This is a genomic window from Paenisporosarcina antarctica (genome assembly GCF_004367585.1).
In the GTDB taxonomy this organism is placed as follows: domain Bacteria; phylum Bacillota; class Bacilli; order Bacillales_A; family Planococcaceae; genus Paenisporosarcina; species Paenisporosarcina antarctica.
In genome coordinates this window covers 1,030,858-1,055,000 of record NZ_CP038015.1, presented here as the reverse complement: position 1 = coordinate 1,055,000, position 24,143 = coordinate 1,030,858, and the positions used below count along the sequence as shown (strand labels likewise).

24 protein-coding genes (1 of these 24 running past the window's edge) are annotated in these 24,143 nt (G+C 36.8%); 14 read left to right on the top strand and 10 right to left on the bottom strand.

Going from position 1 to position 24,143, the window contains the following annotated elements; translation table 11 throughout:
- Together E2636_RS05295 and E2636_RS05290 are read left to right on the top strand one after the other, a co-directional pair.
- On the top strand, positions 1-126 hold the end of the coding sequence (locus E2636_RS05295; protein WP_407670295.1) for an MgtC/SapB family protein. The gene continues 597 nt to the left of window position 1, outside the view; the window shows 126 of its 723 coding nt (coding positions 598-723); its start codon lies off the left edge, out of view; the stop codon is at positions 124-126.
- A gap of 12 nt (positions 127-138) precedes the next feature.
- Complete coding sequence (locus tag E2636_RS05290; protein ID WP_134209286.1) at positions 139-1,128, top strand: cation diffusion facilitator family transporter; 990 nt, start codon at positions 139-141, stop codon at positions 1,126-1,128.
- A 47-nt stretch (positions 1,129-1,175) separates the two neighbouring features.
- Here the strand turns inward: E2636_RS05290 and E2636_RS05285 are convergent, their stop codons facing one another.
- The 5 genes from E2636_RS05285 to pruA form a co-directional block, all read right to left on the bottom strand.
- The gene (locus tag E2636_RS05285; protein WP_134209285.1) at positions 1,176-1,583 is read right to left on the bottom strand and encodes a YugN family protein; all 408 of its coding nucleotides are present in this window, start codon (positions 1,581-1,583) and stop codon (positions 1,176-1,178) included.
- 102 nt (positions 1,584-1,685) lie between these two features.
- Positions 1,686-2,849 (bottom strand): iron-containing alcohol dehydrogenase, encoded by a 1,164-nt coding sequence (locus tag E2636_RS05280; protein WP_134209284.1) that lies wholly within the window; start codon positions 2,847-2,849, stop codon positions 1,686-1,688.
- A gap of 116 nt (positions 2,850-2,965) precedes the next feature.
- Complete coding sequence (locus E2636_RS05275; RefSeq protein WP_017379693.1) at positions 2,966-4,210, bottom strand: Glu/Leu/Phe/Val family dehydrogenase; 1,245 nt, start codon at positions 4,208-4,210, stop codon at positions 2,966-2,968.
- 82 nt (positions 4,211-4,292) lie between these two features.
- Positions 4,293-5,486 (bottom strand): ornithine--oxo-acid transaminase, encoded by a 1,194-nt coding sequence (locus E2636_RS05270; protein ID WP_134209283.1) that lies wholly within the window; start codon positions 5,484-5,486, stop codon positions 4,293-4,295.
- A gap of 136 nt (positions 5,487-5,622) precedes the next feature.
- Complete coding sequence (pruA, locus tag E2636_RS05265; RefSeq protein WP_134209282.1) at positions 5,623-7,167, bottom strand: L-glutamate gamma-semialdehyde dehydrogenase; 1,545 nt, start codon at positions 7,165-7,167, stop codon at positions 5,623-5,625.
- Between the two features lie 140 nt (positions 7,168-7,307).
- Between pruA and E2636_RS05260 the strand changes: the two genes are divergently transcribed.
- On the top strand, positions 7,308-8,615 hold the full coding sequence (locus E2636_RS05260) for a sigma 54-interacting transcriptional regulator (protein ID WP_134209281.1): 1,308 nt from the start codon (positions 7,308-7,310) through the stop codon (positions 8,613-8,615).
- A 114-nt stretch (positions 8,616-8,729) separates the two neighbouring features.
- Here E2636_RS05260 and yugI read toward each other — a convergent pair whose 3' ends face one another.
- Positions 8,730-9,104, bottom strand: coding sequence for a S1 domain-containing post-transcriptional regulator GSP13 (gene yugI / locus E2636_RS05255; protein ID WP_134209280.1), 375 nt, complete (start codon positions 9,102-9,104; stop codon positions 8,730-8,732).
- Between the two features lie 87 nt (positions 9,105-9,191).
- Positions 9,192-11,897, bottom strand: coding sequence for an RNA polymerase sigma factor (locus E2636_RS05250; RefSeq protein WP_134209279.1), 2,706 nt, complete (start codon positions 11,895-11,897; stop codon positions 9,192-9,194).
- A gap of 131 nt (positions 11,898-12,028) precedes the next feature.
- Here E2636_RS05250 and E2636_RS05245 point away from each other — a divergent pair, with 131 nt between their 5' ends.
- Together E2636_RS05245 and E2636_RS05240 are read left to right on the top strand one after the other, a co-directional pair.
- Complete coding sequence (locus E2636_RS05245; RefSeq protein WP_134209278.1) at positions 12,029-13,369, top strand: sodium-dependent transporter; 1,341 nt, start codon at positions 12,029-12,031, stop codon at positions 13,367-13,369.
- Between the two features lie 100 nt (positions 13,370-13,469).
- Positions 13,470-13,685: a helix-turn-helix domain-containing protein gene (locus E2636_RS05240; protein ID WP_134209277.1), complete on the top strand. Its 216-nt coding sequence runs from the start codon at positions 13,470-13,472 to the stop codon at positions 13,683-13,685.
- A 71-nt stretch (positions 13,686-13,756) separates the two neighbouring features.
- On the opposite strand, the gene E2636_RS05235 is transcribed toward E2636_RS05240, so the two are convergent.
- Positions 13,757-14,017 carry a DUF1871 family protein gene (locus E2636_RS05235; protein ID WP_134209276.1) on the bottom strand — a complete coding sequence of 87 codons (261 nt, stop codon included), beginning with the start codon at positions 14,015-14,017 and terminating at the stop codon, positions 13,757-13,759.
- Positions 14,018-14,091: 74 nt separating this feature from the next.
- On the opposite strand from E2636_RS05235, the gene E2636_RS05230 reads away from it, so the two are divergent.
- Positions 14,092-15,264 carry a MalY/PatB family protein gene (locus E2636_RS05230; RefSeq protein ID WP_134209275.1) on the top strand — a complete coding sequence of 391 codons (1,173 nt, stop codon included), beginning with the start codon at positions 14,092-14,094 and terminating at the stop codon, positions 15,262-15,264.
- 89 nt (positions 15,265-15,353) lie between these two features.
- Here the strand turns inward: E2636_RS05230 and E2636_RS05225 are convergent, their stop codons facing one another.
- Together E2636_RS05225 and E2636_RS05220 are read right to left on the bottom strand one after the other, a co-directional pair.
- The gene (locus E2636_RS05225) at positions 15,354-15,566 is read right to left on the bottom strand and encodes a hypothetical protein (RefSeq protein ID WP_134209274.1); all 213 of its coding nucleotides are present in this window, start codon (positions 15,564-15,566) and stop codon (positions 15,354-15,356) included.
- A 17-nt stretch (positions 15,567-15,583) separates the two neighbouring features.
- Positions 15,584-16,321, bottom strand: coding sequence for a peptidylprolyl isomerase (locus E2636_RS05220; protein WP_243840731.1), 738 nt, complete (start codon positions 16,319-16,321; stop codon positions 15,584-15,586).
- Between the two features lie 142 nt (positions 16,322-16,463).
- Here E2636_RS05220 and E2636_RS05215 point away from each other — a divergent pair, with 142 nt between their 5' ends.
- The 8 genes from E2636_RS05215 to mnhG all read left to right on the top strand — a co-directional run bounded on the left by E2636_RS05215 (position 16,464) and on the right by mnhG (position 24,138).
- The gene (locus E2636_RS05215; RefSeq protein ID WP_134209273.1) at positions 16,464-17,696 is read left to right on the top strand and encodes an MFS transporter; all 1,233 of its coding nucleotides are present in this window, start codon (positions 16,464-16,466) and stop codon (positions 17,694-17,696) included.
- Positions 17,697-18,373: 677 nt separating this feature from the next.
- Positions 18,374-20,797: a Na+/H+ antiporter subunit A gene (locus E2636_RS05210; protein WP_134209272.1), complete on the top strand. Its 2,424-nt coding sequence runs from the start codon at positions 18,374-18,376 to the stop codon at positions 20,795-20,797.
- Positions 20,784-21,206 carry a Na(+)/H(+) antiporter subunit B gene (locus E2636_RS05205; RefSeq protein WP_134209271.1) on the top strand — a complete coding sequence of 141 codons (423 nt, stop codon included), beginning with the start codon at positions 20,784-20,786 and terminating at the stop codon, positions 21,204-21,206. The genes E2636_RS05210 and E2636_RS05205 overlap by 14 nt, the downstream gene beginning before the upstream one ends.
- A complete protein-coding gene (locus E2636_RS05200; RefSeq protein ID WP_134209270.1) occupies positions 21,206-21,547 on the top strand; it encodes a Na(+)/H(+) antiporter subunit C in 342 nt (113 codons plus the stop codon). The genes E2636_RS05205 and E2636_RS05200 overlap by 1 nt, the downstream gene beginning before the upstream one ends.
- Entirely contained in the window at positions 21,540-23,024 is a 1,485-nt protein-coding gene (locus E2636_RS05195) for a Na+/H+ antiporter subunit D (RefSeq protein ID WP_134209269.1), read from the top strand. The genes E2636_RS05200 and E2636_RS05195 overlap by 8 nt, the downstream gene beginning before the upstream one ends.
- A 1-nt stretch (position 23,025) precedes the next feature.
- On the top strand, positions 23,026-23,502 hold the full coding sequence (locus E2636_RS05190; protein WP_134209268.1) for a Na+/H+ antiporter subunit E: 477 nt from the start codon (positions 23,026-23,028) through the stop codon (positions 23,500-23,502).
- Entirely contained in the window at positions 23,502-23,786 is a 285-nt protein-coding gene (locus E2636_RS05185; protein ID WP_134209267.1) for a Na(+)/H(+) antiporter subunit F1, read from the top strand. Before E2636_RS05190 ends, E2636_RS05185 begins: the two co-directional genes overlap by 1 nt.
- Positions 23,767-24,138 carry a monovalent cation/H(+) antiporter subunit G gene (gene mnhG, locus E2636_RS05180; RefSeq protein ID WP_134209266.1) on the top strand — a complete coding sequence of 124 codons (372 nt, stop codon included), beginning with the start codon at positions 23,767-23,769 and terminating at the stop codon, positions 24,136-24,138. The genes E2636_RS05185 and mnhG overlap by 20 nt, the downstream gene beginning before the upstream one ends.
- The last annotated feature ends 5 nt before the right edge of the window (positions 24,139-24,143 follow it).

Below are 24,143 nucleotides of genomic sequence, written 5' to 3'. Positions count from 1 at the left end.
CAAAGAGTAAAACATGAAATTGAAATGCGCTTATCTGCCTTGCCTAAACATGACACGTTCACCATTTACAACAGTGTTCATGCACTCCCTTATATCGACCGAGTTGAACTTGAAATTTTATCTTAACAGGAGGCTATTATGAAAGAATTTTTCGTACTACTAAAAGAAGGAAATAAACCTTCCTTGTTAGCAGCAATTGTTAATACTGTGATTGCGGTATTAAAAGGTATTGCTTTCTTTTTCACAGGAAATGTAGCGATGTTTGCAGAAATGATGCACTCGATTGGAGATGCCGCAAATCAGTTCTTTGTTTTTATTGGATCTGCCCTATCTAAAAAAGCACCTACTACTCGCTTTCCAAATGGTTTTGGCAGAGTTGTAAACTTGGTTTGTCTAGGTGCTGTATTAATTGTTGGTATCTTATCTTATGAAACGATAGTGGAGGGCTGGCATCATATACAACATCCAACAAAATCTGGTGGATTACTTATTACTCTTGGAGTATTAGCAATTGCAGTTATTTTAGAAACTTTTGTGCTTTATAAGGCAGGTAAAGAAGTTTTACATGAAGCTGGTGTGGCAGAAGCTAAAGGTTTGGCACCGTTAACACAAGGTTTTGTTCACTTAAATCGTGCTAAACCAGCAACTAAACTAGTGTTTATGGAAGATTTAGTTGCAACTGGTGGAGGTATCCTAGCGTTTTTAGCTGTATTAATTGCTCATTTTACAGGATTTTTACAAGCAGAAGGTATTGCTTCTATAATGATTGGATTAATGATGTTCTATGTTGTTGGACGTGTGTTCTTAGAAAATGCACGCGGAGCAATTGGAGAAACGGATGAGCAAATGTTAAACCATATTGCACATCTCGTAGTAGACCATCAAGATGTGAAAGATATTAAGAAGCTTTCAGTAGTTAAAGAAGGCGAGTATTTACACGTTGAACTTGTTGCTGAAGTTGACTCTTCTATTTCTTTTGCACGTGCAGATGACATTCGTGACCATTTAGTAGATTTAATTCTTAATCAACAGGGTGTTCAAGATGTAATTATTTCGTTTGATGAAGATGATGGCATTACTCATTGGAAACATGTAAGTAACCGACCAGACTCTTTACCTCCTGTTTGAACCCACAAAAAATGCCTCGTCCAATTCTTCAGTGGACGAGGCATTTTTTATTGCAAACGACTATCTATAACTTTTAACAATTCCACTCCCTGCACAACAAGTTTTTCACTTATCGGTGCATCTGGATCCGTTGGTTTTTGAAATTGGTTTAACGTTCCTCCACCAATACCAAATAGAGCATCCTTCTCGTCATCAAGTCCAAACTGATAGCAGTGTCGCAACAAAAAAGGTATACCGCATTCTAATTTAGCAGATGGTTGTTCAAAATCTCCGCTTTTCACTGATACAGGAATTCTCAGGACATCATAATAAGGTGTTTTTTGAAACACATAATCAAAGTAAGCATGATCATATTCCCATCCACCACCAACAGTAAATCCATGGCTTTTTAAAAATTCTTCTAAATAACCTTTTTCAAATCTTTTTCCTTTTAACGAAGAATTAAGTTCAATCATATAAAACCTCCTGTCTTCTATATAGAATGGACAGAAAGAGTATCATTTTATTCGCTTGATGGAAAAGAAAGCACTCAACCAATTCGGCTGAGTGCTTTTATATTATAATGAGGCTTTTAAAATTGCCCGTACATCTTCTGCTTCTAAAGACATGAAGTTACCAAAAGGCCCGTTAACCATTGCTTTTTCTACCATAACTTCAATATTAGTATCATCGATGTTATAGTCAGCAAGCGTTTCAGGAGCTGACAGCGATGACCAATATGCACGTAAGTTATCGATGCCTTCATTCGCTATTTCTTCTACCGTTTTTCCTTCAGGATCAACGCCGAATACATAAACTGCTAATCGAGCGAAACGTTCTGGATCTACTTTCAAGTTATATCTCATCCAGTGTGGGAATAATATAGCTAATCCTCCCGCATGAGGTATATCATATATCGCTGAGACCGCATGTTCAATATTGTGTGATGCCCAGTCTCCACGGTAACCCATTTGTAACATGCCATTTAATGCAATCGTACCTGAAAAAAGAATGGTTTCACGGTGCTCGTAGGAATGTAGGTTGCTCAAGAGTTTTGGCGCAGTCTCCATAATAGCGCGTAATACACCTTCACACATTTCATCTTGAACTGGGGTGTTTGTAGCGTTGTTGAAATACTGTTCAAATATATGAGTCATCATATCAACGATTCCGTATACAGTTTGATCTTGTGGTACAGAAAACGTATACGTTGGATCTAGTATTGAGAATTTCGGGAAAACATGCGGACTGCCCCATCCGTATTTTTCTTGTGTCTCTTCATTTGTAATAACCGAACCTGAATTCATCTCTGACCCTGTTGCTGCTATCGTTAACACGGTGCCAAATGGTAATGCTGCCATAGGAAATGCTTTGCGGCTAACTAAGTCCCAAGCATCTCCTTCGTACTTCGCTCCAGCAGCGATTAACTTCGTACAGTCAATAACAGATCCGCCACCTACTGCAAGTAATACATCTATGTTTTCTTTTTTACAAAGTTCAACTCCGCGCCTTACAGTGGAAATACGAGGATTTGGTTCTACCCCACTCAACTCAAATACCTCTAAATCTGTTGCATTTAATGTCGTCATGACTTCATCATAAAGACCATTTTTCTTTATACTTCCTCCACCATATACGATTAACACCTTTTTGCCGTATGTAGGCAGTTCCTCTTTAATTTGTTCCAGTTGTCCTTTGCCGAATATTAATTTGACCGGGTTATAAAATGAAAATGCATTCACTTATATCACTCTCCTATAGATTTTATTATGTGCAAATTTTCTAGTAAAATCAAAGAAAAGAGCTTAAAATCCCACAAAAAAACGTCTTGTCTACTAAGAGACAAGACGCAGTATTCTTATACCCACCCGCGGAAGCGTGCTGCTTCAGCAGTTTTACGAACACCAACCATATATGCTGCTAAACGCATGTTAATGTTGCGTGTTGTCGCAACGTTATAAATATTTTCAAAAGCGGAAACCATTTTTTTATATAACTTTTCGTTTACTTCTTCTTCTGACCAATAATATCCTTGGTTATTTTGAACCCATTCAAAATAGGATACAGTCACTCCGCCTGCACTTGCTAGTACATCTGGAATAAGTAAAATGCCACGATCAGTTAATATTTGTGTAGCTTCTGTTGTAGTTGGACCATTTGCAGCTTCCACTACAATACTCGCTTTAATCTTATGTGCATTTTCAGAAGTTATTTGGTTTTCGATTGCTGCTGGAACTAAAATATCGCAATCTAATTCAAGTAACTCTTGATTACTGATTGTATTTTCAAACAACTTAGTCACTGTCCCAAAACTATCACGACGATCAAGTAAATAATCAATATCTAAACCATTTGGATCGTGTAAAGCACCATAAGCATCAGAAATACCTATAACTTTAGCTCCTGCATCACTCATGAATTTAGCTAAGAAACTTCCTGCATTACCGAATCCTTGAATGACAATACGCAAATCTTTCATTACAAGTCCACGTTTTTTAGCGGCCTCTTCTACACAGATTGTTACACCTTGTGCAGTCGCACGTTCTCGTCCCTGAGAACCACCAAGAACAATTGGTTTACCTGTAATAAAACCTGGTGAGTTGAATTCATCAATACGACTATACTCATCCATCATCCAAGCCATAATTTGCGAATTTGTAAATACATCCGGAGCCGGAATATCTTTTGCTGGACCAACAAATTGACTAATTGCGCGAACGTAACCACGACTAAGTTTCTCTATCTCGGTCATTGTCATTTGTCGTGGGTCACAAATAATTCCACCTTTAGCTCCTCCGTAAGGTAAGTCAACAATTCCACATTTTAATGTCATCCACATAGAGAGTGCTTTCATTTCATCTTTAGAAACTTGTGGATGGAAACGAACGCCACCTTTTGTAGGACCAACAGCATCGTTATGTTGAGCACGGAAACCCGTGAAAACTTGTACCTTACCATCATCCATTTTAATAGGAATTCGTACTTCAAGCATACGTAATGGTTCTTTTAAAAGTTCAAACATTCCTTCATCATATCCAAGTTTGTTCAGAGCTTCATGAATAACCACTTGCGTTGATGTAAACAGGTTTAGATTTTCAGCCATTTTATTGTTTCGCCTCTTTATTCATAATGATTTCTTCGCAACTATTGTAACATACATAATCTTGTTTTTTAACAGTGAAAAATTATTTATTAAATACTTTTTGAATTTTTTCAATTGCCCAATCTAATTCTTCTTTTGTAATCACTAAAGGTGGTGCAAAACGAATCACAGTATCATGTGTTTCTTTACACAAAAGTCCAAGTTCTTTCAATTCTTCACAATATGGACGAGCAGCTGTTGTTAATTCCATTCCAATAAATAATCCACGTCCACGAACTTCTTTAATAAAAGGATTTTTAATTTTTGATAACTCTTCTTTAAAGTAGTTTCCTAGTTTTTCAGAACGTTCTGCTAGTTTCTCTTCTACTAATACATTAAGAGAAGCGATTGATACTGCACAAGCCATTGGATTACCACCAAAAGTTGAACCATGTGAACCAGGGTTGAAAACTTCAAGAACTTCTTTATTAGCAACCACACAAGAAATCGGGAATACTCCTCCACCAAGTGCTTTACCTAAAATGTACATATCTGGATCTACATCTTCCCACTCACATGCAAACATTTTACCTGTACGACAAAGTCCAGCTTGAATTTCGTCAGCAATAAATAATACGTTATGTTCACGACAAAGTTCACGCGCTGCTTTCATGAAATCTACTGGAGGAATAATAATTCCCGCTTCTCCTTGAATAGGTTCAATTAAGAATGCTGCTGTGTTTGGAGTAATTGCTGATTTTAACGATTCAATATCACCGTACGGGATTAAATTAATACCAGGTAACATCGGTCCAAATCCTCGTTTGTAATCTGGATCAGAAGAAAGAGATATAGCGGCCATTGTACGACCATGGAAGTTACCGTCACATGCAATGATTTCTGCTTGGTTCTCAGCAACTCCTTTTACATCATAAGCCCATCGACGCGCTGCTTTAATAGCTGTTTCAACAGCTTCTGCACCCGTATTCATTGGTAGTGCCATTTCCTTGCCTGATAATTTACAAATCATTTCATACCAAGGGCCCAATTGATCATTATGGAAAGCACGTGAAGTTAATGTAACACGGTCCGCTTGATCTTTAAGTGCTTGAATAATTTTAGGGTGGCGATGTCCTTGATTTACTGCAGAATATGCAGATAACATATCCATGTATTTATTTCCTTCAGGATTTGTTACCCATACACCTTGTGCTTCCGAGATAACGATTGGTAGTGGATGATAGTTAGGAGCACCAAATTTTTCTGTTTGTTCAATAACATTTTGTGAAACTGTCATAATGATTCGCCTCCTCAAATTTTCAAAAAAAGGCAGACGCATCTTCTGATGTGCCTGCCTATATGTTTTTGTCCCACACGAAGTGGGACATGAAGGCGTTGGCACAGGACACGCCGAACTTAGCCTTCATTCCTTTTTATAACATTTCAGATGTTGTTTTTGCTTGTAAATGTAATGTTAAGTAATCTGGTCCGCCTGCTTTTGAATCAGTACCTGACATATTGAATCCACCAAATGATTGATAGCCAACGATTGCGCCTGTACAACCACGGTTAAAGTACAAGTTACCCACATGGAAATCTTCACGTGCTTTTTCTTGGTTCATACGGTTGTTTGTAATAACCGCTCCAGTTAAGCCGTACTCAGTGTTGTTTGCAATCTTAATTGCTTGATCGAAATCTTTTACTTTCGTCATAGCAACAACTGGTCCAAAGATTTCTTCTTGCATGATACGCGCTTGTGGGTCTACGTCAGCAAAGACAGTTGGTTGTATAAAGAACCCTTTAGAATCGTCTCCAGTTCCACCCGCAACTAGGCGACCTTCCCCTTTACCAATTTCAATGTAGCTCATAACCTTTTTGAATGCAGCAGCATCGATAACTGGACTTACAAAGTGCTTATCTTTATCAGGAACACCTACAGATAAAGCTTTTGTTAACACTTCTACACGATTTACTACTTGTTCATAAACATCCTCAACGATAACAGCACGTGAACATGCTGAACATTTTTGACCACCAAAGCCGAATGCAGATTTTACGATTGATTGAGCCGCTAATTCTAAATCAGCTTCTTTATCAACAACGATTGTGTTTTTACCACCCATTTCAGAGATAACACGTTTAATCCAAATTTGACCTTCATTTAATTTTGAAGAACGTTCGAAAATACGTAAACCAACGTCACGTGAACCAGTGAAACTGATTAAACGAGTACGTGGGTGGTCTACCAAGAAGTCTCCAATTTCAGAACCTGAACCTGGTATGAAGTTAACAACGCCAGCAGGCATGCCCGCTTCTTCTAATACTTCCATAAATTTATACGCAACAACTGGAGTAGTCGAGGCTGGTTTAAGCAATACTGTGTTACCAGTTACCATTGCTGCAACAGCTGTACCCGCCATAATTGCGAATGGGAAGTTCCATGGAGAAATGACAACTGCTACTCCCATTGGTATGTAGTCATAACGATTGTATTCACCTGGACGGCTCTCCATTGGCTTACCATCTTTTAGTTGAAGCATTTGACGACCATAATATTCAAGGAAGTCGATCGCTTCAGCCGCTTCTACGTCAGCTTCAATCCATGTTTTACCAGCTTCTTTAGAAAGTAGTGCTGAGAATTCGAATTTGCGACGACGCATAATTGCTGCCGCTTTAAATAGAACATCTGCACGAATTTCAGGTTTCACTTTTTTCCATGTATTAAAAGTTACATCAGCAATTTCCATCGCTTTTGCAGCTAACTCATGAGTTGCTTTTGAAACTGAACCTACAACTTCAGTTTTATTAGCAGGATTATAAGAAACAATCTTCTCTTCAGTTATAATTCGATCGCCACCAATAATAAGTGGGTAGTCTTGACCCATGTAACCTGCAACTGTTTTATAGCCTTCTTGAATAGCTTTTTTGTTCTCTTCTAATGTGAAGTCAGTAAAGGCTTCGTGTTTATAAGGAATCATGTAAATCCTCCTCTAATTCTATTTAGTGCAAAAATAATTTGCGCTTTTATTTTGTTTACATATATAATAATGCAAGAGATTGTTGCGTTAATCAAGTGAAATTTCTTATTTTCGTAAAAAAAGTTAGGAGTGAGCCTCCAGTGAATGTAAAGGATTTTCAATTATTGCCGTTTTACCGCTTTGCTAGTGATCATATTTCCGTAGGTATTCACGCAATTGATAGCAATGGACGTACCATTTTATATAACGAAAAAATGAAAAATATCGAAGGACTAGACCTTCATGATGTGGCTGATCGCACTCTTCTGGAACTTTTCCAATTTGATCAACAAGAGAGCACCCTTTTAAAAGTACTACAAAGCGAGGAACATGTCTTAAATGTAAAACAAACGTATTGGAATCGCAATGGCCATGAAATTACTACAATTAATGATACATATCCTGTTTTTGAAAATGGCAAACTAATCGGTGCTGTTGAATTAGCGCGTGACGTTACTACTCTAGAACGGATGGTATACCAACCTTTACGTCGTTATGGTGACCCCATCACATTTTCAACCATCACTGCTGTTTCAGACTCCATGAAACAGGTAATTTTAATGGCACAAAAAGCTGCGACAGCTCGCTTGTCCGTATTGCTCGTTGGTGAAGCTGGAACGGGAAAAGACTTAGTAGCTGAAGGGATACATAATGAATTGTCTCCACCTATGTCCCATTTCTATACGTTAAATTGTCATAATTCCGATCCGACCATTCTTACTAAATTAAAAGATGACTTGATTTTGTTGGAAACCAGTACAATCTTTTGTGTCCGAATTGATTTATTAACTTTAGGAATGCAACAACAGTTATTAGATTTGGTCAATGATCCAAACCTAAGTAAACATTTATTTTTAGCGAGTGTGGGAGCAGATCCAGTGAACTTAATAGCTTCAGGAGAACTCTTAAAAGATTTGTATTATTTCTTTGCCTCAATGTCTATTGTTGTTCTTCCACTGCGTGATCGTCGTAAAGACATTGATCCGTTCGTTCATGACTACTTTGCACGTCATCGAATCCGCTTTGGTTCAGCCATTATGGGAATGACAAATGAAGTGAGGGATATTTTCAACTCGTATGATTGGCCAGGAAATTTAAAAGAAGTCGAAATTTTGTTAGACGAGATAGTATCGATGTTAACCTTCGAAGAAATGGTGACTTTTGAAATGTTACCATTACATTTTAAATTAAAAGTTCAAGAAATGCGGGAACCTTTAAAGCGTGCAGAAGACTTTGTTGTCCAGTCCAATCGTGATTTATTGCCTCTTGATGAATATTTAAGAGAAGCAGAAATGTACTATTTGCAAAAAGTCATGGGCATGTTTGAGGGCAATGTTACAAAATCGGCTGTTGCACTTGGGATGAGCAGACAGAATTTGCAGTATCGTTTGAGGAAGATGAAGAAGTAAAATAAATTTCAACACTCGGAATCAACTTGGTTAAATCTTACAAGAATAATAGTAGCTGACAAAATAAGAAAGAAAAAAATGCGAGTTACTCAAAAAGAGTAGACTCGCATTTGCTCATTGACCAGATTGTTTAATCCAGTCTTGTAATTTATCTTTTAACGAATTAAAGCCTTCTGCATCCTGCTCATCAACGCGTGCTTGCAATGACTTTTTAGGTTTATCTTCTTTACGTAATACAGGTGGTCGTTCTTGTAATGCACGAATTGATAGGCTAATTTTGCCCGCTTTTTCGTCCACTTCAAGTACTTTCACTTCGATTTCTTGTCCAACAGACAAAAATTCGCTAACTTCTTTCACATAACCATATGTGATTTCTGAGATGTGAACAAGACCTTGAGTCTCTTCATCTAATGCTACAAACGCGCCGTATGGCTGAACGCCTGTTACTTTACCTGTAATTATTTCTCCAACTTCAAACTTCTTAGTCATAATAATCGCTCCTAGTTTTGGATATATACCTATCTACCTTAAGGTCATAGAAGATTGTACCATAAACTAGTATAAAACTCAAAAGTGTCACTGTATAGGCATATAGTAAACGCGCCATCCTTCTACTGTTTTTCGAATTTGGAAACCATTTCGATACAATTCACCAGTAATTAATTCTGGTGTAATATAGAGCCAAACTGTAACATCAAATTCATCATTTTTATCTTTCCTACTGCTAAGTAACGATTCATCTGATGGATAAGTTTGATAAGCTTCCATCGAGTTATACTGTTCTTTCCAATTGGGCTCTATATGCGATGGACCTGACAGAAATTTTTCTTTATTTGGTGTATCCGAATTCTCACCTTTTAGTAATAATTCATATTGGGTATTTAAATCTCCTTTACTTGCTGCTTCAAGATAAATTCCTGCTACCAATGATGCACTAATATCTTTTAAAATGCTGTAATCATAATTTTCTCTAAAACGGCTGTAGAGATTTTGGATATCGTTCAGTATTTGTTCATCGATTTCTATATGTGGTTCACTATAGAGTAGATAACTTAAACTTGCATCAATCACCCACATACCTTGGGAATTTCGAGTAACGGGAATGGTTCGAATCACTTGTTCTCCATTCATTACATCTACTGAACCTACAAAGTTTCCATTCTGTTCAAAAGTTTCCTCGTCTTGATAACGTAGACTTGTTGTTTCTCTAGGAATCAATTTATTGTTTAGCCAACTATTCATAATCTTTTCCATATTCTCGTGTTCAGTAAAATTCATAAATGATAAGAGTGAATGTTGGATTTCCAATAAGTTTTCTTCTTGAGCGTGATGATACAATAAAACACTTTCAATTGGGCTTAATCCAACGATCTGACTTATTTGTGTTGTATCTGTATTCTTAATAGATTTTTCTACCTTTTGTTGTATTTCACTATTTGGCCAAGTAATTGTTGCAGATTTTGCCCCACTATTCTCTTTCGGCATAATGGCTGCTAAGTCACCATTTTCTGCAAGATTAAAGGCTACCTGTAAATCATTAAAGTTTAAACTTCGATACGTTTCATTTACTTCCCAATTATTTTCGCTTACAGATTCAAACATTGGTCTAATGAAGTATTTCATAGGAGAAACGCCATAACTGTATCTTAAGTTATTCCATGCCGAATAGAATTCCTCATTAACTCGGCCATTCGTAACCACTTCCGTATTACTTGCCCCAAAAATTAATGTATAAGCTAAATCTTCATACTGTGATTTCATAACGGTGTAGAGAGAATTCTGGTTTTTCATGCTGAGTAAAATGTATTCTAACTCATTTAAGTACATCGCAGATTCTTGTGGAGTTAAGACTAACTCTCCCCCATATGTAAAAGGAATCATTGGTTTAATATTTAATAATGATATGGAAGAATCCTGTACATGTTCATATAATTTATACCAGTGATTAGGGAACTCAAAAAATGCTTGATATCTACTTTTGTCCCTAGATACTCTGATTGAAACACCTTGAGTTGTCGCATGATTTATTAGACTTTCAACCTCATCAGGCAATTTCGAACGATTTGTCAACAAATAAGTTGCATCGAGTTTTCCACTCATTTTTGCTGTATTCAAAATTTCACGATGTTTTTCTAAAACAGAATTATTATAGCTAATAATAGAGTCAATCTTGGTGTTTAACTTCTCAATAAAAATAGCACTTTCTTCTACTTCCATCATTCCCTGTGCGCTCGCATCATTCACCATCTGTGAAGGAATTTTCAACATATCTAATACTTCTTCATAACGTTCTTCATTGGAAATACTGCTAGAGCCATTTTCTGTAGCACTCTCTTGAATAGTAGATGCAAATAATTGATTAGCCATTTTCACAAATTCTATATCATTAAATTCTTCTTCGGTTAAACCAAGCGTACTTCTATAAGTAGTCTTTTGCTCTTCGAAAGTTATTTTAAAATTCTCTATATTAGCAGAGTCGGTTGCTGTGGTAACCTCGTGGCTTTGTATATTATCATTTTTAAAAAAGGAAGTGCTTAGAATTCCTATTAATAAGACACTAGATAATCCTGTTATCCAAATTTTAACCTTATATTTATTTGACTTACTTTCTTTTTTCGAAGAAAGTAAATCTTCCTCCTTACCTCTTTCTGACTCAATTCGGCGTAGAATCTCATCTGCATTAAATTTTGAGGGGACTCGCTTGTACGATTTTTTCAATAAATTCAAATGCAGTTCGAATTGTTGATCATCCACTATTTCCAGTGCCGATTTAATACTCTCTTTCGAACTAATCAAACGGGATTCAACTTCTACTGGTTTGATGTTTAAAATTTCTCCTATTTGGTCGTAACCAAGCTCATGGAAATAAAACAAGATAAATGGATTTCTGTAGGTCTCTACTACTAGTTGAAGTGCATCGTGTAGTTCTCTATCTTCGTCAAATAGTAAAATCCTTGATTGAGGTAATCGAGTTGATTGTCCAGGTAAATCCCCCTGCAATTCTGGCACTTCGTCTTTTACTCGTTTTTCTCTATTATGGTAATCACGAGAGGCTTTTAATGTTATTTTGAATAACCACGTCAGAAAATGAGAATTTTGAAATTCATCTGATTTTTTATTTAAATTAATAAAAACTTCCTGGGTCACACTATGAATGTCTTCTGCTTTTACTCCACATTGAAAGGCGTATTTCTCGACCGTTCGATGATGGAGATAAATTAATTCTCCAAAAACAATTAGATTTCCATTTTGTTCACTATTATCCATTTTTGTATCTTGCATGAAGCCCCCTCCTAGCTGTCTATATTTGTAATACGTTTCTTTTTCTCATAATGTTTCAAAAAGTTATATTCTTTTCAATAACTGTCGTGTAACATTATAAAAATCTTTAAATATTTTAGGAGTTGGTTAATATGGCAAAGCGCGATCATTTTGCATCAAAGATTGGCTTCATCCTCGCAGCTGCGGGAAGTGCGATTGGACTTGGCGCAATATGGAAGTTTCCATATATGGCAGGAACAAACGGTGGTAGTGTATTTGTATTATTATTTATTATTAGCACGTTGTTAATCGGTTTACCCATTCTGTTAGCAGAATTTGTTATAGGACGAAAAGGTCAAGCTGATGCGGTAACTGGACTGAAAAAATTAGCACCAGGGAAGAAATGGTTCTTAATTGGCTGGTCTGGATTCGTTTTCTCATTTATTATTCTATCGTTCTACAGTGTCATTGGTGGATGGATATTATCGTATCTCGGAAGAGCTTTACTCTTTAAATTTAATAATGAAGGTGAAGGTTATTACGCAGATTTATTTGAATCGATTATTGCTAATCCTTGGGAAATTCTAATTGGACAAGCTGTTTTTATGATTTTGACAATTATTATTGTTCGTGGTGGAATTAAAGGTGGAATTGAACGTGCAAGTCGACTCATGATGCCTGCCTTACTAATTTTCTTCATCGTGTTAGTTATTCGTTCATTAACACTTGATGGCGCATGGGAAGGCGTTAAGTTTATGTTTGTGCCTGATTGGACTTACTTTAATGCACAAACCATGTTACTGGCATTAGGACAAGCATTCTTTTCACTTAGTGTGGGTGTTGCTGGAATGATGACTTATGCTTCCTACTTACCTAAAGATCAAAGGTTAGGCAATTCAGCTTTGAGCGTTTCCATGTTAAATATCGGGATTTCCATTATGGCTGGTTTAGTTATTTTCCCAGCTGTTTTCGCTTTAGGTTATTCGCCAAATGAAGGACCTGGACTTGTATTTATCATTTTACCAGCAGTTTTCGAACAATTACCATTCGGTGCATTCTTTATGCTCCTATTCTTTATCTTATTGCTTTTTGCAACATTGACTTCTTCTATTTCGATGTTAGAAATTGTTGTATCCATAGGTATTAAAAATGCATATGATAAACGTAAGAGTGCTGCATGGATTTATGGTTTGATGATTTTCTTAGTAGGGATTCCAAGTGCTTTATCTTTTGGCGTATTTTCCGATATTAAAATCTTTGGAAAAACGTTCTTTGACTCTGCAGATTTCATAACGAGTAGTATCGGATTACCTCTAGGAGCTTTGATGATTTCAATCTTCGCCGGGTACGTATTGAAGAAAGATGAAACCTTTACGGAATTAAATATTTCCTCATTATCCTTTAACACTTGGTACTTTATCGTTCGTTACTTAGCACCAGTGGCCATTATTGTGGTCTTTATCAATGCCCTCATCTCTGCTATACAGGGTTAATAAACTGATATTAATATGAAACATTTCACAAAATTAACATTTGTGCGGTATGATTAGATAGTTACTAGCATAAGATTTTTGATGGGAGGAGTGCATAAAGATGAAAAAAGATTTTCACACTCAAATTCGCTTATTGCGAGAAGAAAAGAATATTTCCATAGAAGATTTGTCATTAAAGACACGAATCGGTACCGCGAGATTAGAAAAATATGAAGCTGGTACAGAAGTCCCTTCTGTTCAGAACATATTGAAGTTATCAAACGCACTCGAAGTTCCAGCTTCTAATCTGACTGATGGACTTCCAGAAAATTCATAAATACACAAAAAGAGCGTTCACCTAATTAGGTAAATGCTCTTTTTTGTTTTTGTTAGAAATATATTTTAATATTAGACGATGCAGTTTGCTTCGAATTTAACAGCAATTAATTTATAAGCAATTTGAACGCATTGTTCTATAGGAATCCATTGTTCATAGGAATGCTCATAAACTTTCTGAATACATTTTGCTAGTTCTGTTGGGTTATTAATTCCTTGAAGGGCTGCTACTACGTCAGCTGTTTCAGTATCATAGGCATCAGATCCCATTTTAAAAGGATCCCACGTTTGAAGTAACATGACTGCTTTACGATTCATTTGGATGTTTTCCATCATTTTTCACCTATTTGCTTTTCTTTAATAAAGGCTATGATAACATATTATTAAAAAGGAAAGAAGGAATTGCTATGACTTCATTTAAACAAGTAATAGATAGGAGCGATTCCCACTCCATAAAATGGGATTTCATGGATAAGGTGTACAAAATTGAAGATGCTTCTGATATATTGCCAATGTGGGTTGCAGATATGGACTTCGCCGCACCACAAGCCGTAATTGACGCATTACTTGAACGCATCAAGCATCCTATCTTTGGCTATTCCTACATGGATGAAGGGTCTAAAACAGCTGTGCAAAATTGGCTTTTAGAACGTCATGGTTGGCAAACCCAAAACGAATGGATGCTTTTTCATCATGGCGTGGTCCCAGCAATTGCATCTGTTATTGAATCTTTTACTCAAAAAGGAGATCTTATTTTAATAACCCCTCCTGTTTATCAACTGTTTTTTTCTATCCCCCAAAAGCAAGGACGTCAAGTGGTGGAAAGCTCATTAATAGAAGAAAAAGGTCAATACAGAATAGACTTTGTTTCATTTGAAAAACAGTTAAAGCAAGGAGTAAAGTTATTTATTCTATGTAACCCACATAATCCAGGTGGCATGGTTTGGCCAAAAGAGACTTTACAAGAAATCATTCGATTATGTACGAAATACGACACCCTCATTTTGTCAGATGAAATACATAGCGACTTAGTGTTTCCTAAACATAAGCATATCCCTCTCGCTACTTTGGCTAGGGAGGAAGTAGATCGGATTATAACTTGTGTAGCTCCTTCTAAAACGTTTAATTTAGCTGGAATTCAAGCCGCAGTCATAATAGCGACTGATTCTAAGAAACGGGAAAAGCTAAAAGAAAATGCTCTTGCCCATGGTCAAATGGAACTTAGCTCTTTTGCAGCTGTTGCTCTAACAGCTGCGTATGAAGATGGCGGAGCTTGGTTAGATGAATTATTGAAAGTTCTTTCTTCTAATCTCGACTATGCCATTGAAAAATTGACAAAAGCTGTTCCAGGATTAAAAATTGAAAAACCACAAGCTACTTATTTATTATGGATAGATTATAGAGGTACAGGGTATTCAGAAAATGAAATAATGGATTTGCTATTAAATAAAGGTAAACTTGCCTTAGAGCCAGGTTCAAAATATGGTGAAACTGGTAGTGGCTTCTTAAGAATGAATGTGGCTTGCCCACGATCCACACTTGAAGATGGTGTATTGCGGTTCATCACTGCTTTAGCATAAGAAAAGCGCAAAGAGGTTCGAACTAGCTTTTAATTTCTAATCTCATAAAAAAAGGCTTAACCAATTTTCATTGGTTAAGCCTTTTCTATTTACTGTTGATCTTTTTGTTGCTCTATTTTCCGTTCTCGTAATACACGTTCTTCTAATTCCCTAGTCTTTTCTTCTTGTTTTTTTGAATGTCTAACAATCCAACGAAACACTAAAACACAGATGACCGCAAAGATTGCAAACTCAATAACAGCAGGAATATAGGCAGACTTATCATCAGGAAAGTACAAAAAGTTGACTATCCATGCGTTCACGTAGAACACTTCCTAACTTATTTCTGAAGAACTTCTATTGATACAATTTTGATGTCTTCAAGTGGTTTGTCGCTACCATTTCTTTTTACTGTAGTCATCTCATCAACAATTTCTAAGCCTTCAATAACTTGTCCAAAAACGGTATGCTTATTGTCTAACCAAGGAGTACCACCATTTGTTGTATATGCTTCAATAATTTCTTCTGGGTATCCAGCTTTTTTCAATTGGCTTATCATGCTTGAATCTACACGGCTAGCTTGAACGATAAAGAATTGACTACCATTTGTTCCAGGACCAGCATTTGCCATTGATAGTGCACCACGTAGGTTAAATGCTTTATCAGAGAATTCATCTGCAAAGGTTTTACCGTAGATGCTTTCTCCGCCCATACCAGTCCCAGTAGGGTCTCCACCTTGAATCATGAAATCTTTAATAATACGGTGGAAAATGATGTCGTCATAATAACCATTTTCTGCATGTGTAATAAAGTTTTCTACTGTCTTAGGAGCAACTTCCGGGAATAATTTAATTTTTATCGAACCCATAGTTGTGTTCATTACGACTAACGCTTCGTTTGAAGCAACTTCTTTTGATAATTGTGGATACATAGTAATCTCTCCTTCATTTTTTGTAGTAGTTTGTTGTGTTTCTTCATTAGGTTTTTCTATCTTCTCTTCTTCGACACTCTTTTTAGTGCCGCAACCTGCTAACAAGACAACCAAGCTAATCAATAACAGCCATCCTCGTTTTTTCATGTTCATTTCACCCTAAAATAGTTTATCATATTCTGTAATTAATTTCAGTTATTAAGTCGCCTCCCTTCCTTCGTAAGGCGAAATGTTTTATAATATATTATTATAAGTCCTTTAGTGTAAGGTAGCGAAAGAAGTGTTTTATTTGGATAATCAAAAAAGAAATTTTTATATAATGTGGATTTCAAACTTTCTAGTGGCTGGAACGGCAACAATGATTATGCCTTTCTTGTCACTCTATATAAATACAATGGGTGATTTTTCTGACTCTTACGTTCAAAAATGGTCAGGCTTTATATTTGGTATTACATTCGTCTCTGCATTCCTTATGTCACCCATATGGGGCCGTATAGCAGATCGCTTCGGTTATAAACCGATATTAATCATTACCGGATTTGGTATATCGATTAGTATTTTTCTGATGGGCTTTGTTCATTCAGTAGAAACTTTATTCCTTTTACGTTTATTTATGGGTGTGGTCACAGGATTTATTCCCACATCACTTGCTTTTATTAGTTCACAAACAGCGAAAGAAGTGGCAGGAAAAACACTTGGCACACTTCAAATGGGGAGTGTTTCAGGTACTCTCTTTGGACCCGTTATTGGTGGTCTACTCGCTGATTCATTCGGGTTCCAATATACATTTGTCATCACATCTGTGGTAATAGCAATCGCTGCACTGCTTGTTTTGTTTGGTATTAAAGAAACTAAAAAGGTACCTGTAGTAGGTGCACATGTATATTCTAGAAAAACGGTTTTATCAGGCATCATTCATCATCGATTAGTCTTTAATATCATGATCATTACAGCGTTAATTCAAATAGGTAATTTCAGTATCCAACCTCTACTATCGCTTTATGTATCAAGTTTAACCGATTCTTCTCAAATTGCATTGCTGGCTGGAGTTACATTTAGTGCAGCTGGTGTTGGGAATTTACTATTCGCAAGAAAATGGGGACATCTTGGAGATACGATTGGCTATGAGAAAGTGTTAAGTATGCTACTTATTTTGGCTTTTTTGTTTATCATTCCTCAAGCTTTTGTTACTGAACTTTGGCAGTTGATTGGATTACGTTTATTATTCGGAATTGCCGTTGGGGGATTAATTCCAGTAACTACTGCCTTAGTCAGACGTGAATCGCCAATCGAAATTCAAGGGGAAATGTTGGGGTATAATACAAGCTTCCGCTTCTTTGGAAATATCGTTGGTCCTATGTTTGGTGGACTTGTTAGTGGCTTCATCGGTATTTCTTCCGTGTTCTACGTTACAGGCGTGTTGTTCTTAGTTTCATATTTGGTACTAACATTTATTCGTAGAAAGCCACAACAAGATTTTGAAAAGGTATTGTTAAACGAAGAAGCTCATCAACAAGCTTAAGGTTTCTACAAAGTAAGGAGCTGTCCTAAAAGTCATAATATATGACAAAGGGCAGTTCCCTTTTTCTTTTTAGTAGAGGTAGGTTTCCGTTGCAGCGCACTTTCATGTTTTGAAGCAACCAAAGCGATGCAGAAACAGACGGACGCTTTGCGACGAGTAACCGCAGGAGCACATGTTTTTCTCGCCGTCTTCCACTCCAATCATCCTTAAGTTTTTCATGTGCAAAACAGCCAATTATTACTGTTGACAATGTTTAAATGTAGGGCCAGAAAATATACTTATTTTTCTCCACATATTTTTTATTGAGAAGTTATTAGACAGCCCCATTTTTTATTATTTAAAAGTGAAATTTTCATGACATATTCAATAAATAATATTGGTCTCTTCCTATTTATCAATATAAAGAAAGCAAAGTGACAACTCTCTTTGTTGTAAAGACTATCCGATGCAATCACTTGATATCTAAGCTATAATTGACTTTATGATAGAGAAGCGTAAGCGGAATTCTAGTCCGCCGCCAGTGCTCAGAGGATAAAAGACAAACATCTTTCTTTTCTTCCGCCATGATGTGGGCGCGCTCCTGGCGCTTTTAACTAGACACAACTACAAAAGTAAAATTTGTATAGTTTGATATCAATTATTCAGAAAATGTGGTTTTTCAAAAAAGGAGGATTAACTTGCCATTTGTTTACTTTATTTTCATCCCGATGCTTGCTGCAATTCTAATACCTTTTTTATATAAAAAGGTTCGTAGCATTCACACCGGCTGGTTTGTCCTCGTAGTTCCAGTAGTATTATTTGGACTTTATACAACATTTGTACCAAAGCTCCAAAATGGTGATACATATACTTCATCATTTGATTGGATTCCTTCGTTAGACATTTCCTTTATCTCTTACATAGATGGGTTGAGTTTATTATTTTCTCTTCTTATAACAGGTATCGGCGCTCTGGTTGTGCTTTATTCCATTTTCTATTTAGATAAAACAAGGGAGAAATTACACAATTTTTATGTGTATTTATTGCTATTTATGACAGCGATGCTCGGCGTGGTGCAATCTGATCATTTAATTAGTTTGTATTTCTTTTGGGAGTTAACTTCGATTTCTTCCTTCTTATTAATAGGTTATTGGTATACGCGGGATCGTTCTAGGTTCGGTGCCTTAAAATCTATGATGATTACCGTGTTCGGTGGATTAATGATGCTTGGTGGCTTTATACTCCTTTCTATTATGGGAGATACGTACTCGATTCGTGAATTAATTTCACAAGCACCCGAGCTTGCTAATCATAAATGGTTTGTTTGGTCTTTAATCCTTGTATTATTGGGGGCGTTTACAAAATCTGCTCAATTCCCATTTTACATTTGGCTACCTGATGCAATGGAAGCACCAACACCTGTTAGTGCTTACTTACACTCTGCAACCATGGTAAAAGCAGGACTTTATTTAGTTGCTCGGTTCACTCCGCTATATGCGAGTTCCGAATGGTGGATTTGGCTTGTTACTGGTACTGGTTTGTTAACCTTGTTCTGGGGTTCCTTCTTTGCATTAAAACAAACCGATTTAAAAGGAATTTTGGCATTCTCTACAGTAAGTCAACTTGGCTTAATTATGTCTCTACTTGGAGCTGGAGCTATTTCATTCCACACAGGTATTGAAGATAATTCAATTTTCAAATACGCTGCCTTTGCAGCAATTTTCCATCTTGTCAATCATGCGACATTTAAGGGTAGTTTGTTCATGATTGCAGGCATTGTCGATCATGAAACGGGTACGCGTGATATCCGAAAACTTGGTGGACTAATGAGTATAATGCCGATTACTTTTACCATAGCGCTAATCGGCAGCTTTTCAATGGCAGGTCTCCCGCCTTTTAACGGTTTCTTAAGTAAAGAGATGTTCCTGTCAGGTATGCTATCCATTCAAAATTTTGATCTCTTTGCTTTCGCCACATGGGGTATTTTGTTCCCAATCATTGGGTGGATTGCAAGTGTGTTCACGTTTGTTTATAGTCTGTACTTTGTATTTCGGACGTTTACAGGGAAATACAAACCTGATTTATTGCCAAAGAAAGCACATGAAGCTCCTATTGGCATGCTCATTCCACCTGCTATTTTAGGAACTCTAGTTATTGCAATATTCTTCGTCCCAAATTTAATCGGTGATTATTTGGTTAAACCTGCTGTTATAGCGATGCAACCTTTTCTCTATACGTCACCTAGTGAAATAGATATTCACATATCCGCATGGCATGGCCCTTTGGAGCCTGAATTATTAATGACTTTGGGCATAATAGGGCTTGGCTTGCTACTATATTGGACGTTGCCAAAATGGCAGCCACTATATACTAAATTCCCTGATTGGTTATCACTGAATCGACTATATGACAGCATGATGTATTTCAGTGAAGTTGGGACAAACCGTCTATCCAAAATGTACATGACTGGCTATATGCGCTCGTATTTAGTGTATATGTTTACGGGGATCATTCTCCTATCCATCAGTACCGTTTTTATAAAGAATGCATTTGAAGTTAGCTTTGCCACTCTAGCACCCATTAGGTTTTTCGAGTTAATTATTGCACTTGTCTTAGTTGCAGGAACAGTGACCATTTTACTAGCTAAGTCCCGCTTAACTTCAATTATTGCTTTAGGTGCTGTGGGATACACGGTTGCTTTATTCTTTGTTATCTTTAATGCACCAGATTTAGCTCTTACTCAACTTGTTATTGAAACGATATCTGTTGCTCTGTTCTTACTGGCTTTCTATCACTTACCAAAACTTAACCGTCATGAAAATCGCATGAAATTCCGATTAGGTAATGCCTTAGTTGCGCTCGGCGTAGGAATAACAATCACAATCATTGCCCTTTCTGCCCATTCGCAAAAACTAGTTCCTTCTATTTCTTCTTATTATGAGGAAACCGTCTATTCAGAAGCTGGTGGTGGAAATATCGTAAACGTCATTTTAGTGGATTATCGTGGATTTGATACTTTGTTTGAAATTGCTGTCCTTGCAATCGCTTCTTTAGGCATAATTGCGATGATTAAACTAAGGTTAACAAAGAAGAAAGAGGTGAATCGACTTGAAGACAAATGATGTCATTTTGCAAACTACGACAAACCTAGTCTTTTTCATTATTATTCTCTTTTCGATTCACATCTTCTTTGCTGGTCACTATGCACCCGGTGGAGGTTTCGTCGGAGGACTATTAACTGCAAGTGGGATCGTTCTATTACTGCTCGCTTATGATATTAAAACCGTAACAACTGCATTGCCGATTAATTACACGGTCATGACAGCAATAGGTTTGTTAATCGCTTTAGGTACTGCTGCTGGCTCTATTATTTTTGATGTTCCTTTTTTCACACATGCATTTGATTATTTTGATCTTCCATTATTAGGAAAGCAGTCACTACACACTGCTATGTTGTTTGATACAGGCGTTTACTTAGTTGTCGTTGGTGTCACGATGACCATTATTCAATCGATTGGAGATGATGATTAATGGAGATTGTCATGAGTTTTGTTATTGGCTTCCTTTTTATGGCCGCTGTTTATTTAATGCTTTCAAAGAGTTTACTACGCATCATAATTGGTACTGGGTTACTCAGTCATGGCGCACATTTACTATTACTAACCATGGGTGGACTCGATGGAGGAGCTCCTCCTGTAGTGTCACCAGGTGTAACTGATTACGCAGACCCTTTACCACAAGCACTTATCTTAACGGCTATTGTTATTAGCTTTGGCGTTACGGCATTCTTCTTAGTGCTCGCTTATCGCTCATATCAAGAGCTTGATACAGATAATATGAATTTAATGAGAGGAACTGAAGATCATGACTAATTTGCTTTTGTTCCCAATCTTACTCCCCTTCTTCTTTGCCATGATTTTAATGTTGTTTCCAAAGAAAATTTTGGCGCAACGTATATTGGCATTATTTGCTCTAGGTTCGACATTAATCGCATCTGTAACATTATTAATTAAAGTAAAAACGGATGGTATTCAAGCGATTACACTAGGAAGCTGGCCTGCACCCTTCGGTATCTCGATGGTATCTGATATGCTTTCCATATTACTGGTTCTTTCTTCCACGGTAATTGCCATATTTGTTGTATGGTACAGTTTTTCATCTATTGGAAAAGAACGAGAGTCTTTCTTCTACTATCCAGGTATATTGTTTATGTTAACAGGCGTGAACGGTGCCTTTACAACCGGTGATATATTTAACATGTTCGTTTTCTTTGAAGTATTGTTGATGTCTTCCTACTTGTTAATTGTTCTCGGTGGCGAGAAAGTACAATTACGAGAATCAATCAAATATATTCTAGTGAATATTATTTCATCAGCTTTATTTGTAGTAACTGTTGCCTATTTGTATTCAGTCGTTGGAACACTAAACATGGCAGATATTTCAGTAAAGATTACACAAATTGACCAACCTGGAATCATTACAGTTATTGCCGTATTATTCTTACTGGTATTTGGTTTAAAGGGAGCGATATTCCCACTTTTCTTTTGGTTACCAAGTTCCTATGCAGCTCCTCCAATTCCAGTATTGGCGTTATTCGGAGCGTTACTTACTAAAGTTGGCGTCTATGCCATCATGCGTACATATACATTATTTTTTACTCTCGATCAAAGTTTCACACACGAATTGTTGATGATCCTATCTATCCTGACCATTGTTGCCGGTTGTATAGGCGCCTTAGCGTACTTCGATGTGAAGAAAATCATTATTTACAATATCATTATTGCCGTCGGAGTGATTTTATTTGGTGCTTCTCAAATGAATGAAGCTGCGCTCATGGGTTCAGTGTTCTATTTAATCCATGACATTTTGATTAAAGGTGCATTGTTCATGTTAATTGGCGTCATTATCGCAATTACTGGTACAAGTGATTTACGAAAAATGGGAGGATTAATCAAATCTTATCCCATGCTTGGTTGGACCTATTTAATAGCAGCATTTGGTTTGGCTGGAATTCCGCCATTAAGTGGGTTCGTTGGAAAGTTACTTATTATACAAGGTGGCTTTGAAGCGGAGAATTTATGGGGAAGTATATTTATATTAGCTTCAAGTTTAGTTGTGTTACTTTCAGTCATGCGCATCTTTATCTATGCTTTTTGGGGTGAGCCTATTGAGATAACGCCATTATCCAAACGTCACTATCGTGGACTATTTACTCCAGCACTCATTTTAGTTGGAATTAGTGTCCTTTACGGTGTTGGTTCCGAGTGGCTAGTCCCTTATATGAGTGATGCGGCAAATGTAATGCTTAATCCTTCACAATATATACAAGCCGTTCTAGGAGGTGCGTAACGTGGCCTTTCAAATTATGTTAAACTTCTTCATTGCTTTATTATGGATGTTTTTGACTATCTCCTTTAATGCTTCTACATTTATCGTAGGATTCTTATTAGGCGCTTTGATGTTATGGATCACCAAAGGTTTTTTTCCAGGACGTTTCTATATGAATCGAGTATGGGCAGTCATTAAATTAATCACACTATTCATTAAAGAGTTGGTCATGGCAAATATTCAAGTGTTATTTTTAATTGTTCAACCTAAAATGCCAATAAAACCAGCCATTTTTGCTCTACCTACCATCCTTGAAAAGAATTGGGAAATTACCTTATTATCAAATCTCATCACGTTAACACCTGGAACACTCGTAATTGATATATCGCCAGATTCAAAAACGTTATACATCCACGCTTTGCATTATGATGACGCTGATGAAGCAATCGAGTCAATTAAGAACACATTTGAGAAAGCTATTCAGGAGGTGAGCCGCTAATGCTGTTATTCTTTTGGGTTATGGTTATACTCATTAGCCTGTCCATGGTAGCCTTTATCTACCGATTAATAATTGGACCTTCTGTTCCAGACCGTGTAGTTGCACTTGATTCATTAGGTGTTGCTCTCATAGCTATGATTGGCTTAATTTCCATTTTAGCCGAGACCGGCTTTTTCTTAGATATTATTTTGCTACTCGCGATCCTTGCGTTTATTGGCACTGTCGCGTTCTCTAAATTTATAGAGAAAGGAGAGATTATCCAACGTGACAACGATCTTAGCTAATATTCTCATTATTATAACTGTCAGCTTGGGTGTAGTTTTCATACTCGTGACGGCAATAGGATTAATTCGCTTACCAGATATTTATTGTCGAACCCATGCTGCATCTAAAAGTGCCACTCTCGGTGTTATGTTTATCTTACTTGGCGTGTTTCTTCATTTTTGGTTAATAGAAGGTATTGTCAATACACGTATTATTCTTGGAATTGTATTTCTGTTGATTACAGGACCTGTTGGAGGTCACGTAATTGGTCGCTCCGCATACTTATCAGGAGTGAAAATGTGGGATCAGTCAGTAAGAGATGAACTCGCACCAGTGATAGCAGAAAGAAAAAAACTACTTAAACAAAAATAAAACAC

Coding starts and splice junctions, on each gene's coding strand:
- E2636_RS05290 (WP_134209286.1), top strand. CDS start 139: ATGAAAGAATTTTTCGTACTACTAAAAGAAGGAAATAAACCTTCCTTG.
- E2636_RS05285 (WP_134209285.1), bottom strand. CDS start 1,583: ATGATTGAACTTAATTCTTCGTTAAAAGGAAAAAGATTTGAAAAAGGT.
- E2636_RS05275 (WP_017379693.1), bottom strand. CDS start 4,210: ATGGCTGAAAATCTAAACCTGTTTACATCAACGCAAGTGGTTATTCAT.
- E2636_RS05270 (WP_134209283.1), bottom strand. CDS start 5,486: ATGACAGTTTCACAAAATGTTATTGAACAAACAGAAAAATTTGGTGCT.
- pruA (WP_134209282.1), bottom strand. CDS start 7,167: ATGATTCCTTATAAACACGAAGCCTTTACTGACTTCACATTAGAAGAG.
- yugI (WP_134209280.1), bottom strand. CDS start 9,104: ATGACTAAGAAGTTTGAAGTTGGAGAAATAATTACAGGTAAAGTAACA.
- E2636_RS05250 (WP_134209279.1), bottom strand. CDS start 11,897: ATGCAAGATACAAAAATGGATAATAGTGAACAAAATGGAAATCTAATT.
- E2636_RS05245 (WP_134209278.1), top strand. CDS start 12,029: ATGGCAAAGCGCGATCATTTTGCATCAAAGATTGGCTTCATCCTCGCA.
- E2636_RS05240 (WP_134209277.1), top strand. CDS start 13,470: ATGAAAAAAGATTTTCACACTCAAATTCGCTTATTGCGAGAAGAAAAG.
- E2636_RS05235 (WP_134209276.1), bottom strand. CDS start 14,017: ATGGAAAACATCCAAATGAATCGTAAAGCAGTCATGTTACTTCAAACG.
- E2636_RS05230 (WP_134209275.1), top strand. CDS start 14,092: ATGACTTCATTTAAACAAGTAATAGATAGGAGCGATTCCCACTCCATA.
- E2636_RS05220 (WP_243840731.1), bottom strand. CDS start 16,321: ATGAAAAAACGAGGATGGCTGTTATTGATTAGCTTGGTTGTCTTGTTA.
- E2636_RS05200 (WP_134209270.1), top strand. CDS start 21,206: ATGGAGATTGTCATGAGTTTTGTTATTGGCTTCCTTTTTATGGCCGCT.
- E2636_RS05195 (WP_134209269.1), top strand. CDS start 21,540: ATGACTAATTTGCTTTTGTTCCCAATCTTACTCCCCTTCTTCTTTGCC.
- E2636_RS05185 (WP_134209267.1), top strand. CDS start 23,502: ATGCTGTTATTCTTTTGGGTTATGGTTATACTCATTAGCCTGTCCATG.